The 16403-nt window shown below is 66.3% G+C and carries 19 protein-coding genes and 2 tRNA genes; 6 read left to right on the top strand and 15 right to left on the bottom strand.

Annotation, left to right across the window (positions count from 1 at the left end; genetic code table 11):
- Window positions 1–115 precede the first annotated feature (115 nt).
- The gene (gene mutL / locus C8261_RS06220) at window positions 116–1915 is read left to right on the top strand and encodes a DNA mismatch repair endonuclease MutL (protein WP_107492797.1); all 1800 of its coding nucleotides are present in this window, start codon (window positions 116–118) and stop codon (window positions 1913–1915) included.
- Window positions 1916–1945: 30 nt separating this feature from the next.
- Here the strand turns inward: mutL and gltX are convergent, their stop codons facing one another.
- The 4 genes from gltX to C8261_RS06200 form a co-directional block, all read right to left on the bottom strand.
- Window positions 1946–3343: a glutamate--tRNA ligase gene (gltX, locus tag C8261_RS06215; protein WP_107492796.1), complete on the bottom strand. Its 1398-nt coding sequence runs from the start codon at window positions 3341–3343 to the stop codon at window positions 1946–1948.
- Window positions 3344–3415: 72 nt separating this feature from the next.
- Complete coding sequence (locus C8261_RS06210; protein ID WP_235864863.1) at window positions 3416–3958, bottom strand: CoA pyrophosphatase; 543 nt, start codon at window positions 3956–3958, stop codon at window positions 3416–3418.
- Between the two features lie 187 nt (window positions 3959–4145).
- Window positions 4146–4697 carry a GspH/FimT family pseudopilin gene (locus C8261_RS06205; RefSeq protein ID WP_107492965.1) on the bottom strand — a complete coding sequence of 184 codons (552 nt, stop codon included), beginning with the start codon at window positions 4695–4697 and terminating at the stop codon, window positions 4146–4148.
- Between the two features lie 161 nt (window positions 4698–4858).
- A tRNA-Val gene (locus tag C8261_RS06200) sits at window positions 4859–4933 on the bottom strand.
- A 179-nt stretch (window positions 4934–5112) separates the two neighbouring features.
- Between C8261_RS06200 and C8261_RS06195 the strand changes: the two genes are divergently transcribed.
- The 3 genes from C8261_RS06195 to C8261_RS06185 all read left to right on the top strand — a co-directional run bounded on the left by C8261_RS06195 (window position 5113) and on the right by C8261_RS06185 (window position 6217).
- Entirely contained in the window at window positions 5113–5361 is a 249-nt protein-coding gene (locus tag C8261_RS06195; RefSeq protein WP_107492795.1) for a hypothetical protein, read from the top strand.
- A 322-nt stretch (window positions 5362–5683) separates the two neighbouring features.
- Window positions 5684–5971 carry an EF-hand domain-containing protein gene (locus tag C8261_RS06190; RefSeq protein ID WP_107492794.1) on the top strand — a complete coding sequence of 96 codons (288 nt, stop codon included), beginning with the start codon at window positions 5684–5686 and terminating at the stop codon, window positions 5969–5971.
- Window positions 5972–5977: 6 nt separating this feature from the next.
- Window positions 5978–6217: an SOS response-associated peptidase family protein gene (locus C8261_RS06185; protein ID WP_235864852.1), complete on the top strand. Its 240-nt coding sequence runs from the start codon at window positions 5978–5980 to the stop codon at window positions 6215–6217.
- 13 nt (window positions 6218–6230) lie between these two features.
- Here C8261_RS06185 and C8261_RS06180 read toward each other — a convergent pair whose 3' ends face one another.
- The 10 genes from C8261_RS06180 to C8261_RS06135 all read right to left on the bottom strand — a co-directional run bounded on the left by C8261_RS06180 (window position 6231) and on the right by C8261_RS06135 (window position 13433).
- Window positions 6231–6797: a plasmid pRiA4b ORF-3 family protein gene (locus tag C8261_RS06180; protein ID WP_235864851.1), complete on the bottom strand. Its 567-nt coding sequence runs from the start codon at window positions 6795–6797 to the stop codon at window positions 6231–6233.
- 60 nt (window positions 6798–6857) lie between these two features.
- Complete coding sequence (locus C8261_RS06175; RefSeq protein WP_219905152.1) at window positions 6858–7064, bottom strand: DUF3820 family protein; 207 nt, start codon at window positions 7062–7064, stop codon at window positions 6858–6860.
- An 8-nt stretch (window positions 7065–7072) separates the two neighbouring features.
- Window positions 7073–8512, bottom strand: a complete 1440-nt coding sequence (locus C8261_RS06170) for a DUF6880 family protein (RefSeq protein ID WP_146161651.1) — start codon at window positions 8510–8512, stop codon at window positions 7073–7075.
- On the bottom strand, window positions 8512–8883 hold the full coding sequence (locus C8261_RS06165) for a dynamin family protein (protein ID WP_107492790.1): 372 nt from the start codon (window positions 8881–8883) through the stop codon (window positions 8512–8514). Before C8261_RS06165 ends, C8261_RS06170 begins: the two co-directional genes overlap by 1 nt.
- A 63-nt stretch (window positions 8884–8946) precedes the next feature.
- Window positions 8947–9348, bottom strand: coding sequence for a PIN domain-containing protein (locus C8261_RS06160; protein WP_107492789.1), 402 nt, complete (start codon window positions 9346–9348; stop codon window positions 8947–8949).
- Between the two features lie 5 nt (window positions 9349–9353).
- Window positions 9354–9656: an antitoxin gene (locus tag C8261_RS06155; protein WP_107492788.1), complete on the bottom strand. Its 303-nt coding sequence runs from the start codon at window positions 9654–9656 to the stop codon at window positions 9354–9356.
- A 604-nt stretch (window positions 9657–10260) separates the two neighbouring features.
- A tRNA-Pro gene (locus tag C8261_RS06150) sits at window positions 10261–10337 on the bottom strand.
- 36 nt (window positions 10338–10373) lie between these two features.
- Window positions 10374–11342 carry a polyprenyl synthetase family protein gene (locus tag C8261_RS06145; RefSeq protein ID WP_107492787.1) on the bottom strand — a complete coding sequence of 323 codons (969 nt, stop codon included), beginning with the start codon at window positions 11340–11342 and terminating at the stop codon, window positions 10374–10376.
- A 64-nt stretch (window positions 11343–11406) separates the two neighbouring features.
- Entirely contained in the window at window positions 11407–12168 is a 762-nt protein-coding gene (ugpQ, locus tag C8261_RS06140) for a glycerophosphodiester phosphodiesterase (protein ID WP_107492786.1), read from the bottom strand.
- Window positions 12165–13433 carry an extracellular solute-binding protein gene (locus C8261_RS06135; protein ID WP_107492964.1) on the bottom strand — a complete coding sequence of 423 codons (1269 nt, stop codon included), beginning with the start codon at window positions 13431–13433 and terminating at the stop codon, window positions 12165–12167. The genes ugpQ and C8261_RS06135 overlap by 4 nt, the downstream gene beginning before the upstream one ends.
- A gap of 337 nt (window positions 13434–13770) precedes the next feature.
- Between C8261_RS06135 and C8261_RS06130 the strand changes: the two genes are divergently transcribed.
- Entirely contained in the window at window positions 13771–14148 is a 378-nt protein-coding gene (locus C8261_RS06130; RefSeq protein ID WP_235864850.1) for a hypothetical protein, read from the top strand.
- A gap of 12 nt (window positions 14149–14160) precedes the next feature.
- On the opposite strand, the gene C8261_RS06125 is transcribed toward C8261_RS06130, so the two are convergent.
- Window positions 14161–15198, bottom strand: a complete 1038-nt coding sequence (locus C8261_RS06125) for an aldo/keto reductase (RefSeq protein ID WP_107492784.1) — start codon at window positions 15196–15198, stop codon at window positions 14161–14163.
- Window positions 15199–15309: 111 nt separating this feature from the next.
- Between C8261_RS06125 and rlmM the strand changes: the two genes are divergently transcribed.
- Window positions 15310–16401: a 23S rRNA (cytidine(2498)-2'-O)-methyltransferase RlmM gene (gene rlmM, locus C8261_RS06120; RefSeq protein WP_107492783.1), complete on the top strand. Its 1092-nt coding sequence runs from the start codon at window positions 15310–15312 to the stop codon at window positions 16399–16401.
- Window positions 16402–16403: the final 2 nt, after the last annotated feature.

Genomic DNA, 16403 nt, shown 5'->3' with positions numbered 1-16403 from the left:
GGGAATGCCCGCGCACTGCGCCCGGGAGGATCTGCGCGGCGCGGAGAGACGGGACGAGGTTCGCGGCGGCGGGCGCTTTCCGCGATAATCGGCATTTGCCTGAGGACAGCCATCGATGAGCGTCATCCACCGCCTGCCCGACCTGCTGGTCAACCAGATCGCCGCCGGTGAAGTCGTCGAGCGCCCGGCCTCGGTGCTCAAGGAGGTGCTGGAGAACGCCGTCGACGCGGGTTCGCGGGCCATCGAGGTACAGCTCGAGCAGGGCGGCGTGCGCCGTATCCGGGTCGCCGACGACGGCTGCGGCATCGACCGCGACGATCTCGCGCTGGCCCTCGAACGCCATGCGACGAGCAAGATCGCCACCCTCGACGATCTCGAACGCGTCGCCACCATGGGTTTTCGCGGCGAAGCACTGGCCGCCATCGCCGCCGTGGCGCGCACCACCATCACCAGCCGCGCGGCCGGCGCCAGCCACGCCTGGCGCATCGACGGCAGCGACCGCAGCCTGGCGCCCGCCGCACTCAACAACGGCACCGTGGTGGACGTCGCCGACCTCTATTTCAATACCCCGGCGCGGCGCAAATTCCTCAAGAGCGAGGGCACCGAGTTCGCCCATTGCGACGAGATGTTCCGCCGTGTCGCCCTCGCCCGCCCCGACCTCGCCCTGCAGCTGAGCCACAACGCCCGCGTCATCCACCGCCTGCCCCCGGGCACGCCGCTGGCCCGTGTCGGCGCGCTGATGGGCGACGACTTCGTCACCCACGCCCGCGAGGTGGAAGCCGAGTCGGGCGCGCTGCGTCTCACCGGCCTGGCCTCGCTGCCGGCCTATTCGCGCGCCAGCCGCGACGCCCAGTACTTCTTCGTCAATGGGCGCTTCGTGCGCGACAAGCTGCTCACCCACGCGGTACGTCAGGCCTACGCCGACATCCTCCACGGCGCCCGCCACCCGGCCTACGTGCTGTTCCTCAGCATCGACCCCGCAGGCGTGGACGTGAACGTGCACCCGGCAAAGATCGAAGTGCGCTTCCGCGACGCCCGCGCCGTGCACCAGTTCGTCTTTCACGCCCTCACCCGCGCCCTCGCCGAATCCGGCGCCGCCGCAGCCGGCACCCCTGCGCCGGGTGCAGCCGTCGACGCGGAAGAGACCGCCCCCGCAGCACAGCGCCCGGCCTTTGCGTCGCCCGCCTATCCGCCCGCCGCTGCGCGCCAGGGCCAGCTGGCGATGGAAGCGGCCAGCCAGGCCTATTACGGTTTCGTCGGCAGTGCGCGCGATACGCCGGCCACCGCGCCGGCCGATCGTCACATGCCCGCCACGCCGCCGGACGACACCCAGGGGCCGCCGCTGGGCTTCGCCCTCGGACAGCTGCATGGCGTCTACATCCTCGCGCAGAACCAGGCCGGGCTGGTGCTGGTGGACATGCACGCGGCCCACGAACGGATCCTCTATGAGCGTCTGAAGACCGTCCTCGACGGCCGCCCGGCAGTGCAGCGCCTGCTGATTCCGGCCGTCTTCGGGGTCGGCGCGCGCGACATGGCGGCGGCCGAAGAGCATGGCGAAGTCCTCGCCGGCATGGGTTTCGAGATTGCCCCCGCGGGCCCTCAGGAACTGGCCGTGCGCAGCGTACCGGCCTTGCTCGCCAATGCGCCGGTGGCCGAACTGGTGCGCAGCGTGCTGGAGGAACTGCGCGAGTTCCCGGCCTCCGAGGTGGTCACCGCGCGGCGCAACGAGCTGCTTGCCACCATGGCCTGCCATGGTGCGGTACGCGCCAACCGCCAGCTCACCGTAGCGGAGATGAACGCCCTGCTGCGCGAGATGGAAGCCACCGAACGCGCCGACCAGTGCAACCACGGCCGCCCGACGTGGACCCAGCTCAGCATGCAGGAGCTCGACCGCTTCTTCATGCGCGGCCAGTAGGCGCCGCGGGGGCAAGCCCCCGTGCCGACTTCAGAGGTGGCGATCGAGGCGCTGCAGCACTACCTCGCGCCCGAGCACCTCGACCACCGCGTCGATCGACGGCGTCTGCGGCACACCAAGCAGCGCCACACGCAGCGGAATCGCCACCTGCGGCATCTTCAGGCCGTGCTCGGCCATGGTGTCCTTGATCGCCTGACTGATCGCCGCCTTGTCCCAGGGCGCAGCGGCCAGCCGCGCGCGCAGGCTGGCAAGCGCCGCCCTCGCCGCCTCGGTGAGATGCTGGCCGAGCACTTCCGGCGCCGCGTGCACGTCGACGACGAAGAGCTCCACTGCATCGGCCAGCTCGTTGAGATTGCTCACCCTCTCCTTGTACAGCGCCACCACCGCTTCAAGCGCCGGGCCGGCCTCCGGGTTCACCCCGCGGCGCGCCAGGCGGCTGGCAACCTCGCCGGCCAGACGGGCGTTGTCGGCCTGCTTGATGTAGTGGGCATTGAGCCAGTTGAGCTTCTCGGTATTGAACTGCGCCGCCGACGGGGTGATGTGGTCGAGGTCGAACCACTCGACGAACTGTTCGCGGCTGAAGATCTCGTCGTCGCCGTGGCTCCAGCCCAGGCGCGCGAGGTAGTTGATCACCGCCTCGGGCAGGTAGCCATCCTCGTCGTACTGCATCACGCTCACCGCGCCGTGGCGCTTGGAGAGCTTGGTGCCGTCGTCGCCGAGGATCATCGACAGGTGACCGTACAGCGGCACCTCGGCGCCCAGCGCGCGCAGCACGTTGATCTGCCGCGGGGTGTTGTTCACGTGGTCGTCACCGCGCAGCACATGGGTGATGCGCATGTCCCAGTCATCGACCACCACGCAGAAGTTGTAGGTGGGGGTGCCGTCGGCGCGCGCAATGATGAAGTCGTCCATCTCCGCGTTGGCGATCTCGATGCGGCCCTTGACCTGGTCGTCCCAGGCCACCACGCCCTCGGTCGGGTTGCGGAAGCGCACCACCGGCTGCACGCCTGCGGGCGGTTCGGGCAGCACCTTGCCCGGCTCCGGACGCCAGCGCCCGTCGTAGCGCGGTTTTTCCTTCCTGGCTTCCTGCTCGGCGCGCAGCGCGTCGAGTTCTTCCCTGGAGGTGTAGCAGTGGTAGGCGGTGCCGGCAGCGAGCATCTGCCCGATCACCTCCTTGTAGCGCGCCATGCGCTGCATCTGATAGAAGGGCCCTTCGTCGGCCTCCAGCCCCAGCCACTGCATGCCGTCCAGGATGGCCTGCACCGCCTCGGGGGTGGAGCGCGCCACGTCGGTATCCTCGATGCGCAGGACGAACTGCCCGCCGTGGCGGCGCGCGTAGGCCCAGGCGAAGAGCGCGGTGCGTGCACCGCCGATGTGCAGGAAACCGGTGGGACTGGGGGCGAAGCGGGTACGGACGGTGGAAGACATCTGAAGGCGCCTGGAACGTGACAAGGAGGCGATTTTACGTCACCCCCCGACGGCAGGCATAGCCGCGCCGCCTCAGCGCCCGGCGTCGAGCCCGACGAAGCGGCTCATCTGCACCAGGATGCCGGCCGTCGCCCCCCAGATGAAGTAGCCCTGCCAGGGAATGGCGTAATACTCGCGCATGCGCCCTTGATACTCGATGCGGTGGCGTTCGCGGTTGGCCGGGTCGAGGACGAAGGACAAGGGCACCTCGAAGGCTTCGGCAACCTCGAAGTCGTCGAGTGCCAGTTCGAAGGGCGGATGCACCAGCCCGACCACCGGGGTGACGCGAAAACCCGTGCCGGTGTGGTAGTCGCCCAATTCGCCGAGCAGTTCGATGCGCTCGGGGTCAAGACCGATCTCCTCCTCGGTCTCGCGCAGCGCGGTCATCACCACCGAACTGTCGTGAGCCTCCACCCGCCCGCCGGGGAAACTGATCTGCCCGGGGTGATGGTGCAGGTGCTCGGTACGCCGGGTCAGCATCACCGTCAGGGCGTCGTCGCGCACCACCACGGGCACCAGCACCGCGGCGGGCCGCAGGGTGCGCCCCGGCTCATGCTCATGCACCGCTGCAGGCACCTCTGCACCAAGAAAACGCTCACGCAGCCACTGCGCACCGAGCGCAGCAGCCGGGGCTGGTTGAAAGGCGGAATTCACCACGGGCACGCGACAACAAGCCTCGGACAGGGCCACGGCCACAGCGGCCACGGCTCACCCCACTCTATGAACTGCGCCTGTCAGCGTCAAGTCCGGCCACCGCGGGCACTCAGCACGCCACCCCGCGATCGACCCGCGGACGCCCCACGCGATTGACGACGACATTGCGTCCGCGCCCGCCCTCGCACACCGTGACGGTACCCATCAGCAGCCCTCCGCCAGATTGCCGGGTGGTGCCGCTGGGCACATAGGAGACGTAGTTGCGCACCGGCGCATTGCCGACCACGGTGAGGCGGTCGGCACGTCCGGCAGCCACGGAAAGTATCGTTTCGCCCGGATCGCGCAGCGCGTTGGCGTTGCCATCGACAAAGACAATCCAGCCGCCGTGCCAGTGCGTTCCCGCCGTGCAGGCGAGTCCGTCGGTGCTTGTGCACAAGGTCACCCGCACACCGCGCCGGATGGACTCGGAACGCGCGTGCACCAGCGCGGCAAAGTACTCATTGGCCGCACTGCTCAGGCGGGCATCGCGCTGCAAGGCCCCCAGGGCCGGTAGCGCGATACCGGCCAGAACGGCCATCACCGCGATCACCAGCATCATTTCCACCAGACTGAAGCCCGTAACCACCGGCTGCCCCCGCCGGCAATCGATCCACGCATGCATGGCCGCCCCTCCAGTAATGACTATTGCATACTAGAAAAGCTGCGCCTCATGTCAATGGCATTGTCACGAATACCCGCAGGAAACGCGGAAGGCAAAAAACAAAAAGGCCAGCATCGCTGCTGACCTTTTGTGCTTCGCGCCGGGAAGAACCCAAAGACTTATGGTGGGCGGTACTGGGATCGAACCAGTGACCCCTGCCGTGTGAAGGCAGTGCTCTACCGCTGAGCTAACCGCCCCTCCGCGAAGAAGGGCGCATTCTAGTAGAGCCCTCAAGGCGAGTCAACACGGCAGGAAACCCTCCCCGACAACGGCAACGCAGCCCCCGGCAAGATCCGTGACTGGTACCAAAGGCCAGTACACAAGACGGCGCTGCTGCATTGAAATGCACCCGGAAACAACCCGAGACCCGCCGCCGATGCCCAAGACTGCGCTGCCGCGCTTCCACCTGCCGACCGCCGACGGCCTCTACCAGGCCATTCCCTTCGTCTTCGTCAGCGAGCGCATGCTCGCCGACATCCTCGCCGAACGCCGCGCCCTGCTCGACGCCCTGCCAACTGCGCAGCGCGCCCGCCAGCAGCAACTCTTCGCGCGCTACGACCCACAGCTCAGCGGCCAGGCCTTCCAGGACATCCTTACCTTGTTCGGGACCAGCGGCAGACGCTGACACCCGCTGTACTGTCGAGGGCGCCGCGGCGGCGGTCGCGGATTGCGGATTGCGGATTGCGGATTGCGGATTGCGGATTGCGGATTGCGGCACGGAGGATGCCAGACTGTCCGGCAGCCTCAGCGAACGGCGGTGCCGGGATGCCTTGCACCAGCAGGGCCGGCTTGGGCGTCTGCGCAGGCGTACGTCCCGCCGTCAGCGCCCGGTCGCAGGCGCATCCCTACACGACGATGACAAGGCAGCAACAGCCGCGACACAATCCAGGCTGCTGCGTGCACTAGGATGCCGGCACCACCCTCAGTAGCAACTTACCGGAGCTTCCATGAAATCCACCAGACTGCTGCCTTTCGCCCTCGCCATGCTGTGCACCGCAGCCCTTGCCCAGGAAGCGCCGCGTGGCGAACGCCCGCAAGGTGACGGCCCGCGCGGCATCGCGCGTTTCGACGCCAATGGCGACGGCGTACTGACCCGCGACGAACTCAAGGACAACCCGCGCATGCTGGAGCGCTTCGACGAACTTGACAGCAACGGCGACGGTCACATCACCGAGGAAGAACTGCGCGCCGGAATGCGCCCCCGCGGCCAGGAAGGCGGCCCACCGCCGCGCTGACCCCCCTTGCACGGGACCGTCATCACAACCCCCGCAAACGACGCCATCCGCCCCCTGCACGACCGAACGCCCGTCATTCTTGCCCCACAGAACTACTCCACATGGCTTGCCAGGGCAACCGAACCTGAACACCTCGACAGCGTCATTTCATCACCCCCTGTCGTCCCGGTTGCACTCTTCCCAGTCTCCAAGGCTGTCGGCAACGTCAAAAACGACAGCCCGGACCTGATAGCGCCTGTCGAGTAGCGAGCGACTGACCTCAAACCCACCGATTCCAGGCCATCCGCAACAAGGCCGCATTGGCCGCATGACGGTCGAACCGCACCGGGTCGACATCCTCGCCGGCCCATTGCAGCAGCGGGCACCCTTCCTCATCCAGCGGTCGCTGCGAAATCTGGTCCATGAAATCCATGTAACCAGGCGCTCCGCCCGCATCCTCAGGCGGACAGGCTCTCTCCCCCGCCGACACATAGGCGTAGCCGCGCTGGTCTCCGTCAAGAGACTCAACACGCTCGACCACAACACGATGCTGCCAGCTGTCGCCGAAATCGCAGAGATAGGAGAAGTGGTCGCCGGTAGTCGCTACGCGGTCCAACCGGACTCTGCGCTCATCGATGACGTCCCGCTCCGGGTCGTCATCCGGGTGCGGTGTTGCATAGGTCTTGCCGCCAATCTCGAACTCATGCAAATGGGCGTCGGTCCAGCCCATCGCGGTTTGGATGTAGTGGTGCAGCTTGCTCAGCGTGGTGTCGCCATCGACGAGCAGCCGACGCCAGACAAGCGGCTCAATGTCCTGAAGCTCGATGCGAAGGGTGTAGGCCTTCATGGCGGTTTTTCGCGACATCCGTCCTCCCTCTTTCCTCTCTACCGACGGCAAACTGATGCCTCATCCTGGCCGCTTTCGCAGCGGTTCGACCAGCGCGCGCAAGTCGTTATGGTCCAGCTCGTGCATCAGGGCAAGCAGTTCTCCGAGTTGCCCCTTGGGGAACCCCTCCCGCGCGAACCAGGCCAGGTAATGCCCGGGCAGGTCTGCAATGAGTCGGCCCTTGTACTTTCCAAAGGGCATCTCCCGGGTCACGAGCAACTCCAGCATTTCCGGGGTCACAGCGCATCCAGCAGCTTCATGAAGTTCCGCTTGCGCTTCCACTCCAGCCGGATTTCCGCCAGTTCGTCGCCGAACATGGCCAGCTGCTTGTGCGCCACGCGCAGCGCGCGAATCTTCTTGACGATGGCGAAGGCCTCCCCGTAGTGAGAACCGCGCGAGCCACCTTCGACCAGATGCGGCAGCAGGCGCTTGTAGAGCGCTATCGCCTCCTCGTGGTGCGTCTTGCCCCGCGCATCGGCCACCGATTGCCACAGGCCGACATCGACCTTGCCCCCGCTAAATGCATCCCACATGGCCCCGGCATCGCCCTCGCGCAGAAAAATGGAGACGATGTCACCCCGGCGGGGTTTGTCCCAGGGACTGCGGCGAACACGGCTATCGGCGGCTTCATCCTCGGCGACCTTCTGCCACAGGAAGTCGAGCGCCCGCTTGCGCAGCGCGGTCTCGCGTTCAATCAGGCCAGCGACTTCCATCAACTTGAAGAAGGGGCCGCAGCCAGGGACCTGCTCGAAGCGCTGCCAGGCGAGCCGCTCGACCTCCGCATGCTGCCCAAGCGCCAGCTGCAGTTCGATGGCAAAGCTCAAGAGGTCGTCATTGCGCTCATTCGGAAACGCCGCAATCCCCTGCTCCACCCAGCGCAGCGCCTCGTCCTTGCGGCCTTGCTCACGAAACAAGCCAGCCAGCGTCATGAAGCACGACGGGGACGACAGATTCTTCGCCTGGATGGCCACCAGCAGTTCGAAGTCATCCACACAGCGGGCGATATCCTTCATCGCCGACTCCACCTGGAAGCGTCGCGTACTCCAGTCGCTGCGATAGTGCTCGGGGCCCAGCGTCGGCAATGCACCCCACTCGCGCTCGACCCGCTGCCGATAGACGGCCAGCCCTTCTTCGCCCAGCGCTTCAGCGTAGTCCGGGAGCACCTCATGAAAGGTGTCCCATTGACCATCCATCTGAAAACTGTACAGGCGCTCTGCCAGGGCAACGGGGTCGGGATGCAGGGCGTTACAGGCAGCCAGATGCACTTTTCGCAGTTCAACAATCGCCGGCATCACCTCGCCGCCGGAATCGTCAATGTGTTGCAAGGCCTCTTCCGCGAGCGCGATAGCCTCCTCGATGACTTCGATGAGTTCCGGCTGGCCGTCGGCGATGCGCTGCGACATCAGTTCTGCAAGGTCTTCCAGGCGATTGGCGTAGTTACCCGCCTCGCGATACTCGATGAAGCCGTTGGTGCGGGTCGCCTGCTCGACCACCTTGCGCAGGTCGGAAAGCCCGGAGCTCTCAGCCACAGTTGCCGCCATCAACAGCTTCTCGCGCAGGGCTTCGTCGCGCCAGGATGCTTCGAGGATTAGCTTGCGCAGTGCGGCAACATCCAACCCCTGCAGGTAAGTCTCAATCCGTGCATCCTGAGATTGCCAATCATCCATCTGCCCCATCAATCCACCAGTGCCTTCAACAACGCATCCCGCGCATCCTGGTAGAACTCGATATCCAGCTTGGTCGCCATGTCGTCCGACAAGTCGAACAGCTGCCGCCGGCAGCTATCTTCACCAGCAAGGCGTGCCCCGAGCAATTCGTTCACGAACGATGATTTACCGGCCTTGAATCGCCCGACAACCGCAACCTTGTAGTCTTCCGGCAAGTCTTGTGTTTTCAGAATCTCGCCAAGTGCTTCGGACGCTCGCTGGCATTCTTTGCCAATCTGCGCCTGCGGCTCACTCGAGCGCCTTACAAGGGCGTCTCTGACTTGGCCAAGATGCATCGTCAGCGTTTGAATATCGGAACGTAATCTCTTCGGCGACTTCATTGACACCCCCTTTTTGCGAGCGATACTTTTCTACTGCTTCTTAATTCTTAATTTGCTGTCGATTCAAACCGCCACCCAGTTCTCCAGCTGCAGGCCGGGGTAGTCGCAGAAGTCGTCTTCGTTGTTGGTGACCAGCACCGCGCCGGCGGCAATGGCGTGGGCGGCGATGAGGCGGTCGAGTGCATCACGACGGCGGTCGCGGATGGCGGCACGCAGGATGCCGAACTGCTCAGCGGCGGCTTCGGTGAACGGCAGCACCGGGATGCGTTGCACCAGCAGGGCGAGCACTTTTTCGTCGTGGTCACGGTTGTGGTGCTGTATCTCCAGTCCGGCTCGCAGCTCGGCGTAGGTAACCACCGACATCAGCGCGTCACCCTGCTGCAAGGCGGCGAGGCGCTGCAACACCTGCGGCGGATGGCGCTGGATGAGGTGAATGCAGATGTTGGTGTCGAGCATGTAGGGCATGGCGTTCAGACCCCGCCCGGCGACCGTGGCGTCTCATCCGTCTCGGACTGCGTTTCGTTCTCGCTGAACACCCCACTCCACTCGCGCTCCTTTTGTTCGTGAAACTCCCGCCCTCCGGCCATGAAGTCCGGGCTGAAGGACGCAAAAATCGCCGGCACATCTGCCAGGGTTTCGCCCTCGACCGGGCGCAACACCAGGGTGTTGCCCACGCGCTCGATTTCGACCTCGGCGGCCGGGTCGAGAAAGGCCAGCTCCTTGGGAATGCGCACGGCCAGCGAGTTGCCACTCTTGAAGATGCGGGTGAGCATGATTCACTCCTAGATGTATATACCGGATATACAAGTTTAGAAGGTGAGTGGCCCTTTTGCCACCTGGGTGAGCAGGGGTTGCTCTACCTCCGCCAGCCGAACACAAACGTCATTCTTCACCCCTTCACCCGACTGTAGTTGGATCAGCACCACACCTTGCAACTGATGCTCGCAGGGTTTGATCGAGATGGAAAGGTTTGTAAACAGTGGTTTATGTAGTGGTTTTACGAGTTCCTACTGCAGCATGTCGCGGGACGCTGGCAGGGCTTCAGCCGAATCGTTCATCAACTCAACGGGATCATGAGCCAGTGGTAGGAAGTGCCTGACGCACCCACAGCACTGATCAGGCACTCGATGGGAAGGTTCACGGGCACCACACCCACGAACCGGGCAAGCCCCGTTGATCAGCCATCTCGGGCACCCGGCGCCAGGGCGCCAGGACTCTCGTGGGACAAGGAGTTTCGTCCACGCCAGTCGCACGGCGTCGACGTGGGACAATCTTGGGACAACTGGAACACGATTTTGCAAAAAAACAACGGCCTTTGCACTTCGCGCCGTGAACGAAAAAACCGCCATAAACGGCGGTTTTTTCTCGGGAATTTTTTGGTCGGGGAAAGAGGATTCGAACCTCCGGCCCCTGCGTCCCGAACGCAGTGCTCTACCAGGCTGAGCTATTCCCCGACACGGTCTTGCCGCCTTGCGAAGCCGATAAATATATCAGTGATTTCGCTCAACTGCAAAGTCCGATAATTGTAGCAGCGCGTCCCTGTAAATGGAAGGGGGCAGCGCATCGAGCGCGTCGATGGCGCGCTGGGCTTCGGCGCGCGCGTGGCGACGGCTCTCCTCCAGCGCACCGGTGGCGTGGATGGCGGCGAGCACGGCATGGAAGTCCTCGCGGCCGCCGTTCTCGATGGCCTTGCGCACTACCGCCGCCTGCTCGGCGCTGCCGTGCTGCATGACATGGATCAGCGGCAGGGTGGGCTTGCCTTCGGCGAGGTCGTCACCGAGGTGCTTGCCGGTGGCGGCTTCGTCGGATGAGTAGTCGAGCACGTCGTCGATGATCTGGAAGGCGGTGCCCAGATGCATGCCGAAGGCGGCGACCTGCGCTTCCTGCACGGCGTCGGCACCGCCGAGCATGGCACCAAGGCGGGCTGCGGCCTCGAAGAGCTTGGCGGTCTTGTAGCGGATCACCTGCAGGTAGCCGTCGATGCCGACATCGGCATCGTGGCAGTTGAGCAGTTGCAGGACTTCACCTTCGGCGATGACGTTGGTGGCGTCGGCGAGCACCTCCATGATGCGCATTTCGCCGACCCCGACCATCATCTGGAAGGCGCGCGAATAGAGGAAGTCGCCCACCAGCACGGAGGCGGCGTTGCCGAACAGGGCATTGGCGGTCTTGTTGCCGCGGCGCAGCTCGGACTCGTCGACGACATCGTCGTGGAGCAGCGTGGCGGTGTGGATGAACTCGACCACGGCTGCCAGCTCATGGTGGTGGGTGCCGCGATAGCCCATCGCTCCGGCGGTGTACAGCACCAGCGCCGGACGCAAGCGCTTGCCGCCGCTGTGGATGATGTACTCGGCCACCTGGCGGATCAGCACCACGTCCGAATGCAGACGCTGGCGGATCACCGCATCGACGGCCTGCATGTCGGCCGCAATGGGGGCGAAAAGCTGCTGGATGGACAAGGCGGATGCGCTCACGGAAAAAGCGGAGATGGTAGGAGGCGCGCGACCGCCCCGTCAAGCTTGCTCACGACCGCCCGCGCGGGGGGCGGACACGCTCCGGACGGTCGGTTATGACACAGTCCACGCCCCAGTCGAAGAGCGTTGCGGCGCGCTGCGCGTCATTGACGGTATACACCGCAAGGCGATAGCCCGCGGCGCGGACGGCGGCGGCCTGGTCACGTTCGAGCAGCGCGGCGTCTGCGTGCACGGCGATCACCCCCAGCTCTTCGCAGCGCGCCTGCCAGTCCTCGTCGAGGCGTTCGCACAGCAATGCGCGCGGCAGTGTCGGTGCCGCCTGTGTGGCAGCCGCGAGCGCGGCAACGGAGAACGACGACAGCAGCGGCGGCAGGACGCTGCCTGCCCACAGTCTGGCGGCATCCGCCGCCACCCGAGCGCCGGTGGCAACATCGTGGCCGCTGGCCGGCTTGATCTCGACGTTGGCGGCCAGGCCCAGCTCACGACAGCGCGCCGCAGCCTCGGCAAAGGTGGGCACACGTTCGCCGGCAAAAGCGGCAGCGTGGCGGCAACCGGCATCGGCACGGCGCACCGCGTCGAGCGTGAGCGCGGCGACGCGGCCGTCGCGGTCGGTAGTGCGGGTCAGGGTTTCGTCGTGGATCAGCACCGGCTGCTGGTCGGCGGTAAGCATGACGTCGAACTCGACGCCACCACAGCCGCAGGCTGCCGCGACTTCCAGGCCGGCAAGGGTGTTCTCCGGCGCCAGCGCGCCACCACAGCGGTGCGCCAGCACCCGCGGCCACAGCCATTGCGATGCCGCGTCGGGACTCATTGCAGCGGCGTTGCCGAGCGCATCACCGCAGTATCGAGTGCTTCCTTGGCGGGCTTGATGTCGGCCCACACCGCGCTGAGCTCTTCGTCGAGCACACGCCGCACCCAGTCGCGCCCGACGATCGCCGAAGCGCCCGAATCGGCGGTGGCCGGGCGGCTGCTGAGCTGCTCCACCGCCACCCGCACATTCTCCAGGTCGTCGGCAAGGAGTTCACCCTGGTGGGCGAGCAGGCCGGCGCGATTGAGGGGCAGGAAGCCGGCCTCGCGCTGCCAGGCGACCTGATTCTCGGGCTGCAGCCAGAAGGCCACGAAGCGCGCCATGGCGCGATACTCCGCAGGACGCTTGCCGGCCGCCACCCACAGGGCGGCGCCGTCGGCGAGGGTATTCTGCGGCACGCTGACGAAGTCGTCATGGAAGGGCAGACGCAGGACGCCGACGTCGAGCCCGGACTGGCGGCGGAACGCCGCCCAGCTCGACGACGACGCCGCGATCACCGCACAGTCACCGCTGGCAAAGCGGCGTTCGGCCTCGGCTGCAGGGCCGAAGATGTGCAGGTAGCGGGCGCGGTACCAGCTCGCCATCATCGCCACGTGCTTGATCTGCACCATGCCGTTGAAGGACGGCGCATCGCTGCGCCCGCGCCGCGCGGTGACCGGCACGTTGTGCCAGGCGCTGAGGTTCTCCACCATCACGCGACCGGGCTCGGCCACCGTGTAGGGACAGCCGTGACCGGCATCGAAGAGCTGGCCGAGGGCATGCTGGAGGTCGTTCCAGGAGTTCAGTGGCACGTCCGGGTTGAGACCGGCGCGCCGGAAGGCGTCGCGATTGACGTACAGCACCGGGGTGGAATAGCCCACCGGCAGGGCGAGCAGGCGCCCCTGGGCATCGACCGGCTTGCGCGACATCATCACCGGCGGGCGCATGGTCTGCAGGCCGATGCCGGCCTCGCGCATGAGCTGGTGGAGCGGACGGTAGCGCGCCGCACCGGCAAGGAAGCGGTCTTCCTGCTCGCCGCCGAGGATCAGCATGTGGGGCAGTCCGTCGCCACTGTCCCAGTCGCGCCGGCTGAGCACGATGCGGTAGTCGCTGCGTCCCTCGTTGTAGCGGTCAACGAGGTTCTGCAAGGCCTCGCCGGCCACTGCATCAAGGCCATGGACCAGCTCCAGCTCGGTCACCTGGCCGGCACGCTGGGCCAGGGGTTGCGCCCCGGCCACTGCGGGGACGATGATGGCCAGCAACACGCCGGCACCACGAACCAGTTTCAGTACGCCATCCACAACTCGCTTCATGTCGGTCATCTTGCAACTAAGGGTGTCAAGATTCTCGCTCATCTGACGTTACTGTTGGTGAACCCCGCAGCTGCGGACGCAGGCAAGGTGTCCGCAATGTTCTGCGAGAGCGGCCCGGCGGCTGCCTGCAGGCGGCATGCGCAGCGCACCGCAACACCCGCTCCGGCGCACAGGTGCAGCGGAACAGGGGCATCAGCGGGGACCGCCACGGGGTCACGGCGGTGATTGCAGGTCGAATTTGAAAGAAGTCGTAAGCAGATGGTTCTTGAGGAACATGAACAAGCGCTCGATTGAGGAACCCAGGATCATGTCTATGCCCGCAAGACGCCTGCTGCTCGTGCTGCTGCTGCCGCTGCTGCAGGGCTGCGAGCAGATGGCGGAGCTCCTCGAACTGCCCAATCCGCAGAAGGAAGCGGAAGCGGCCGAAGCCGAAGGGCGCGCCATCGGCGGCGCCTGCCGGCATGCCGGACGCGCGCTGGAGGACTGCTACACGCTCAACCCGAAGGCGCTGAAGTCGGCGGTATTCGCCGGCTGGCGGGAAATGAACGACTACATGATGGCCAACAACATCGCCGAGGTGCCCGCCCAACTCACGCCACCGGCGGTGATCACGGCGGTACCGGCGGAAGCCGATCACGCTCCGGGCATCATCCCCGGCCAGCCCTTCACCCCCATCCAGCCGCCGCGCTGAGCGGCGCCACATTCACGGCGCCGGATTGCCGTGGCGCAGGTGGATGGCATCGATCTCGGCAAGCAGTTCGTCATCCGGACGCAGCGCCCAGGCGGAGAGGTTCTCGTCGAGCTGGGCCAGCGTGGTCGCGCCGATGATGGTACTGGTGACGCAGCCGCGGTGATATGCCCAGGCCAGCGCCATGCGCGCCGGGCTGAGGCCGCGACGGCGCGCCAGATCGACGTAGGCCGCCACCGCCGGCTGCACGCCGGGTTTGCCGTAGCGCTGACCAAAGCCGGCAAAGGCGGTCAGCCGCCCCGCGGCCGCCGGATCGGCAAGATACTTGCCCGACAGATGGCCGAAGGCCAGCGGTGAATAGGCCAGCAGGCTCACCTGCTCGCGGTGGCAAACCTCCGCCAGGCCGTACTCGAAAACGCGGTTGAGGAGGTTGTAGGCGTTCTGGGTGGACAGCACCCGCGGCAAACCATGCTCGCGCGCCAGCCGGACGAACTCCATGACCCCCCAGGGGTGTTCGTTGGACAGCCCGACGTGGCGCACCTTGCCCTCCGCAACCAGTTCGGCCAGGGCCTCGAGCTGTGCGCGGATCGGCGTGCAGGCGCGCTCACGCGCCGGCTCGAACTGCCATTGGCCGAACATCGGCTGGTTGCGCTCGGGCCAGTGCAGCTGGTAGAGATCGATGTAGTCGGTGCGCAGGCGCCGCAGGCTGCCTTCGACGGCTGCGCGGATGTTGGCGCGGTCGAGCGCCGGCGGGCCGCCGCGGATCCATTCCAGGCTGCGTGCCGGCCCCGCCACCTTGGTGGCCAGCACGATGCGTTCGCGCGGCTGGTGCGCCAGCCACTGGCCGACGATGGTCTCGGTGGCGCCATAGGTCTCCGCGCGCGGCGGCACGGCATACATCTCCGCGGTATCGATGAAGTTGATGCCGCGCTCGACGGCCATGTCGAGCTGGCTGTGCGCCTGCGCGGCACTGTTCTGCTCACCGAAGGTCATCGTGCCCAGGCACACCGCCGAAACCTTCAGGGCGCTGTCGCCCAGCATTCTGTATTCCATTCCTCAACCTCCATCCATCAAAGAACGCGCTAGGAGCCCTGCCCGGCGCGGGCTTATCATCCGCGCTTTGGTCGCGATGATACGCCCGCCCGGGCGCCTCCCACACACTCCATGTCCACCCCCACCTCCCTCGGCCTGCAGGTCTCCGGCCTGCTTGGCCTGTGCCGCGCCGGCTTCGAAAAGGAACTCGCCGCCGAACTCGACGAACTGGCCGCCGACGCCGGACTGATCGGTCACGTACGTGCGCGCCCGAACTCCGGCCTGGTGATCTACGAGACCTACGAGGCGGTGCCGGCCGCACTCTTCGAAGGCATCGCCGACTGGCGACGGCCGGTGTTCGCGCGCCAGCTCATGCTGTGGTTCGGCCGCGTCGACGACCTCCCCGAGCGCGACCGCGCCACGCCGCTGCTCGATGCCGTGAAGGCGGCCGGACAGCGCTTCGGCGAACTGGTGCTGGAGACCCCGGACACCGACGAGGCCAAGCAACGCTCGGGATTCTGCCGCCGCTTCACCGAGCCGCTCGCCCGCGTGCTGGAGAAGACCGGTGCGCTGCGCACCGGCAAGGCCGGCCTGCCGGTGCTCCATGTCGTCTTCGAAAGCGCCACCACCGCCTGGCTGGCCGCTGCCATGCCGCAGCACAGCTCGCCGTGGCCGATGGGCATCCCGCGTCTGCGCATGCCCGGGGGCGCACCGAGCCGGTCCACGCTGAAGCTCGCCGAAGCCTTCATGACCCTGCTCAACGAAGCTGAGCGCGAGGCCACCCTGCGCGCAGGCCTGCGCGCCGTCGACCTGGGCGCCGCGCCCGGTGGCTGGACATGGCAGCTGGCCACCCGTGGCATGCACGTGATCGCCGTAGACAATGGCCCGCTGGCCGATTCCGTGCTCGCCACCGGGATGGTCGAGCATCTGCGCGCCGACGGCTTCACCTGGCGCCCGCAGCGTACCGTGGAGTGGATGGTGTGCGACATGGTCGACCAGCCTTCGCGGATCGCCTCGCTGGTTGCCGAATGGGTGGCCACCGGACGCTGCCGGCGCGCCATCTTCAACCTCAAGCTGCCGATGAAGCGCCGCCTCGACGCCGTCGAGCAATGCCGCACGCTGATCCGCAAGCGTCTGGCCAGCGTCGGCAGCTACGACCTGCGCATCAAGCATCTCTACCACGACCGCGAAGAGGTCACCGCCTATCTCGCCCTGCACAAGTAGGC

This window comes from Pseudothauera lacus (assembly GCF_003034845.1).
Taxonomy (GTDB): domain Bacteria; phylum Pseudomonadota; class Gammaproteobacteria; order Burkholderiales; family Rhodocyclaceae; genus Pseudothauera; species Pseudothauera lacus.
Note: the sequence above shows the minus strand (reverse complement) of the source record. Positions and strands in the feature narration are given on the sequence as shown.

What these genes read in the sequence shown, in the direction of transcription:
- mutL (WP_107492797.1), top strand. Translation starts at nt 116, where the DNA reads ATGAGCGTCATCCACCGCCTGCCCGACCTGCTGGTCAACCAGATCGCC.
- gltX (WP_107492796.1), bottom strand. Translation starts at nt 3,343, where the DNA reads ATGTCTTCCACCGTCCGTACCCGCTTCGCCCCCAGTCCCACCGGTTTC.
- C8261_RS06205 (WP_107492965.1), bottom strand. Translation starts at nt 4,697, where the DNA reads ATGCATGCGTGGATCGATTGCCGGCGGGGGCAGCCGGTGGTTACGGGC.
- C8261_RS06195 (WP_107492795.1), top strand. Translation starts at nt 5,113, where the DNA reads ATGCCCAAGACTGCGCTGCCGCGCTTCCACCTGCCGACCGCCGACGGC.
- C8261_RS06190 (WP_107492794.1), top strand. Translation starts at nt 5,684, where the DNA reads ATGAAATCCACCAGACTGCTGCCTTTCGCCCTCGCCATGCTGTGCACC.
- C8261_RS06180 (WP_235864851.1), bottom strand. Translation starts at nt 6,797, where the DNA reads ATGAAGGCCTACACCCTTCGCATCGAGCTTCAGGACATTGAGCCGCTT.
- C8261_RS06175 (WP_219905152.1), bottom strand. Translation starts at nt 7,064, where the DNA reads ATGCTGGAGTTGCTCGTGACCCGGGAGATGCCCTTTGGAAAGTACAAG.
- C8261_RS06170 (WP_146161651.1), bottom strand. Translation starts at nt 8,512, where the DNA reads ATGGGGCAGATGGATGATTGGCAATCTCAGGATGCACGGATTGAGACT.
- C8261_RS06165 (WP_107492790.1), bottom strand. Translation starts at nt 8,883, where the DNA reads ATGAAGTCGCCGAAGAGATTACGTTCCGATATTCAAACGCTGACGATG.
- C8261_RS06160 (WP_107492789.1), bottom strand. Translation starts at nt 9,348, where the DNA reads ATGCCCTACATGCTCGACACCAACATCTGCATTCACCTCATCCAGCGC.
- C8261_RS06155 (WP_107492788.1), bottom strand. Translation starts at nt 9,656, where the DNA reads ATGCTCACCCGCATCTTCAAGAGTGGCAACTCGCTGGCCGTGCGCATT.
- ugpQ (WP_107492786.1), bottom strand. Translation starts at nt 12,168, where the DNA reads ATGAGTCCCGACGCGGCATCGCAATGGCTGTGGCCGCGGGTGCTGGCG.
- C8261_RS06130 (WP_235864850.1), top strand. Translation starts at nt 13,771, where the DNA reads ATGCCCGCAAGACGCCTGCTGCTCGTGCTGCTGCTGCCGCTGCTGCAG.
- C8261_RS06125 (WP_107492784.1), bottom strand. Translation starts at nt 15,198, where the DNA reads ATGGAATACAGAATGCTGGGCGACAGCGCCCTGAAGGTTTCGGCGGTG.
- rlmM (WP_107492783.1), top strand. Translation starts at nt 15,310, where the DNA reads ATGTCCACCCCCACCTCCCTCGGCCTGCAGGTCTCCGGCCTGCTTGGC.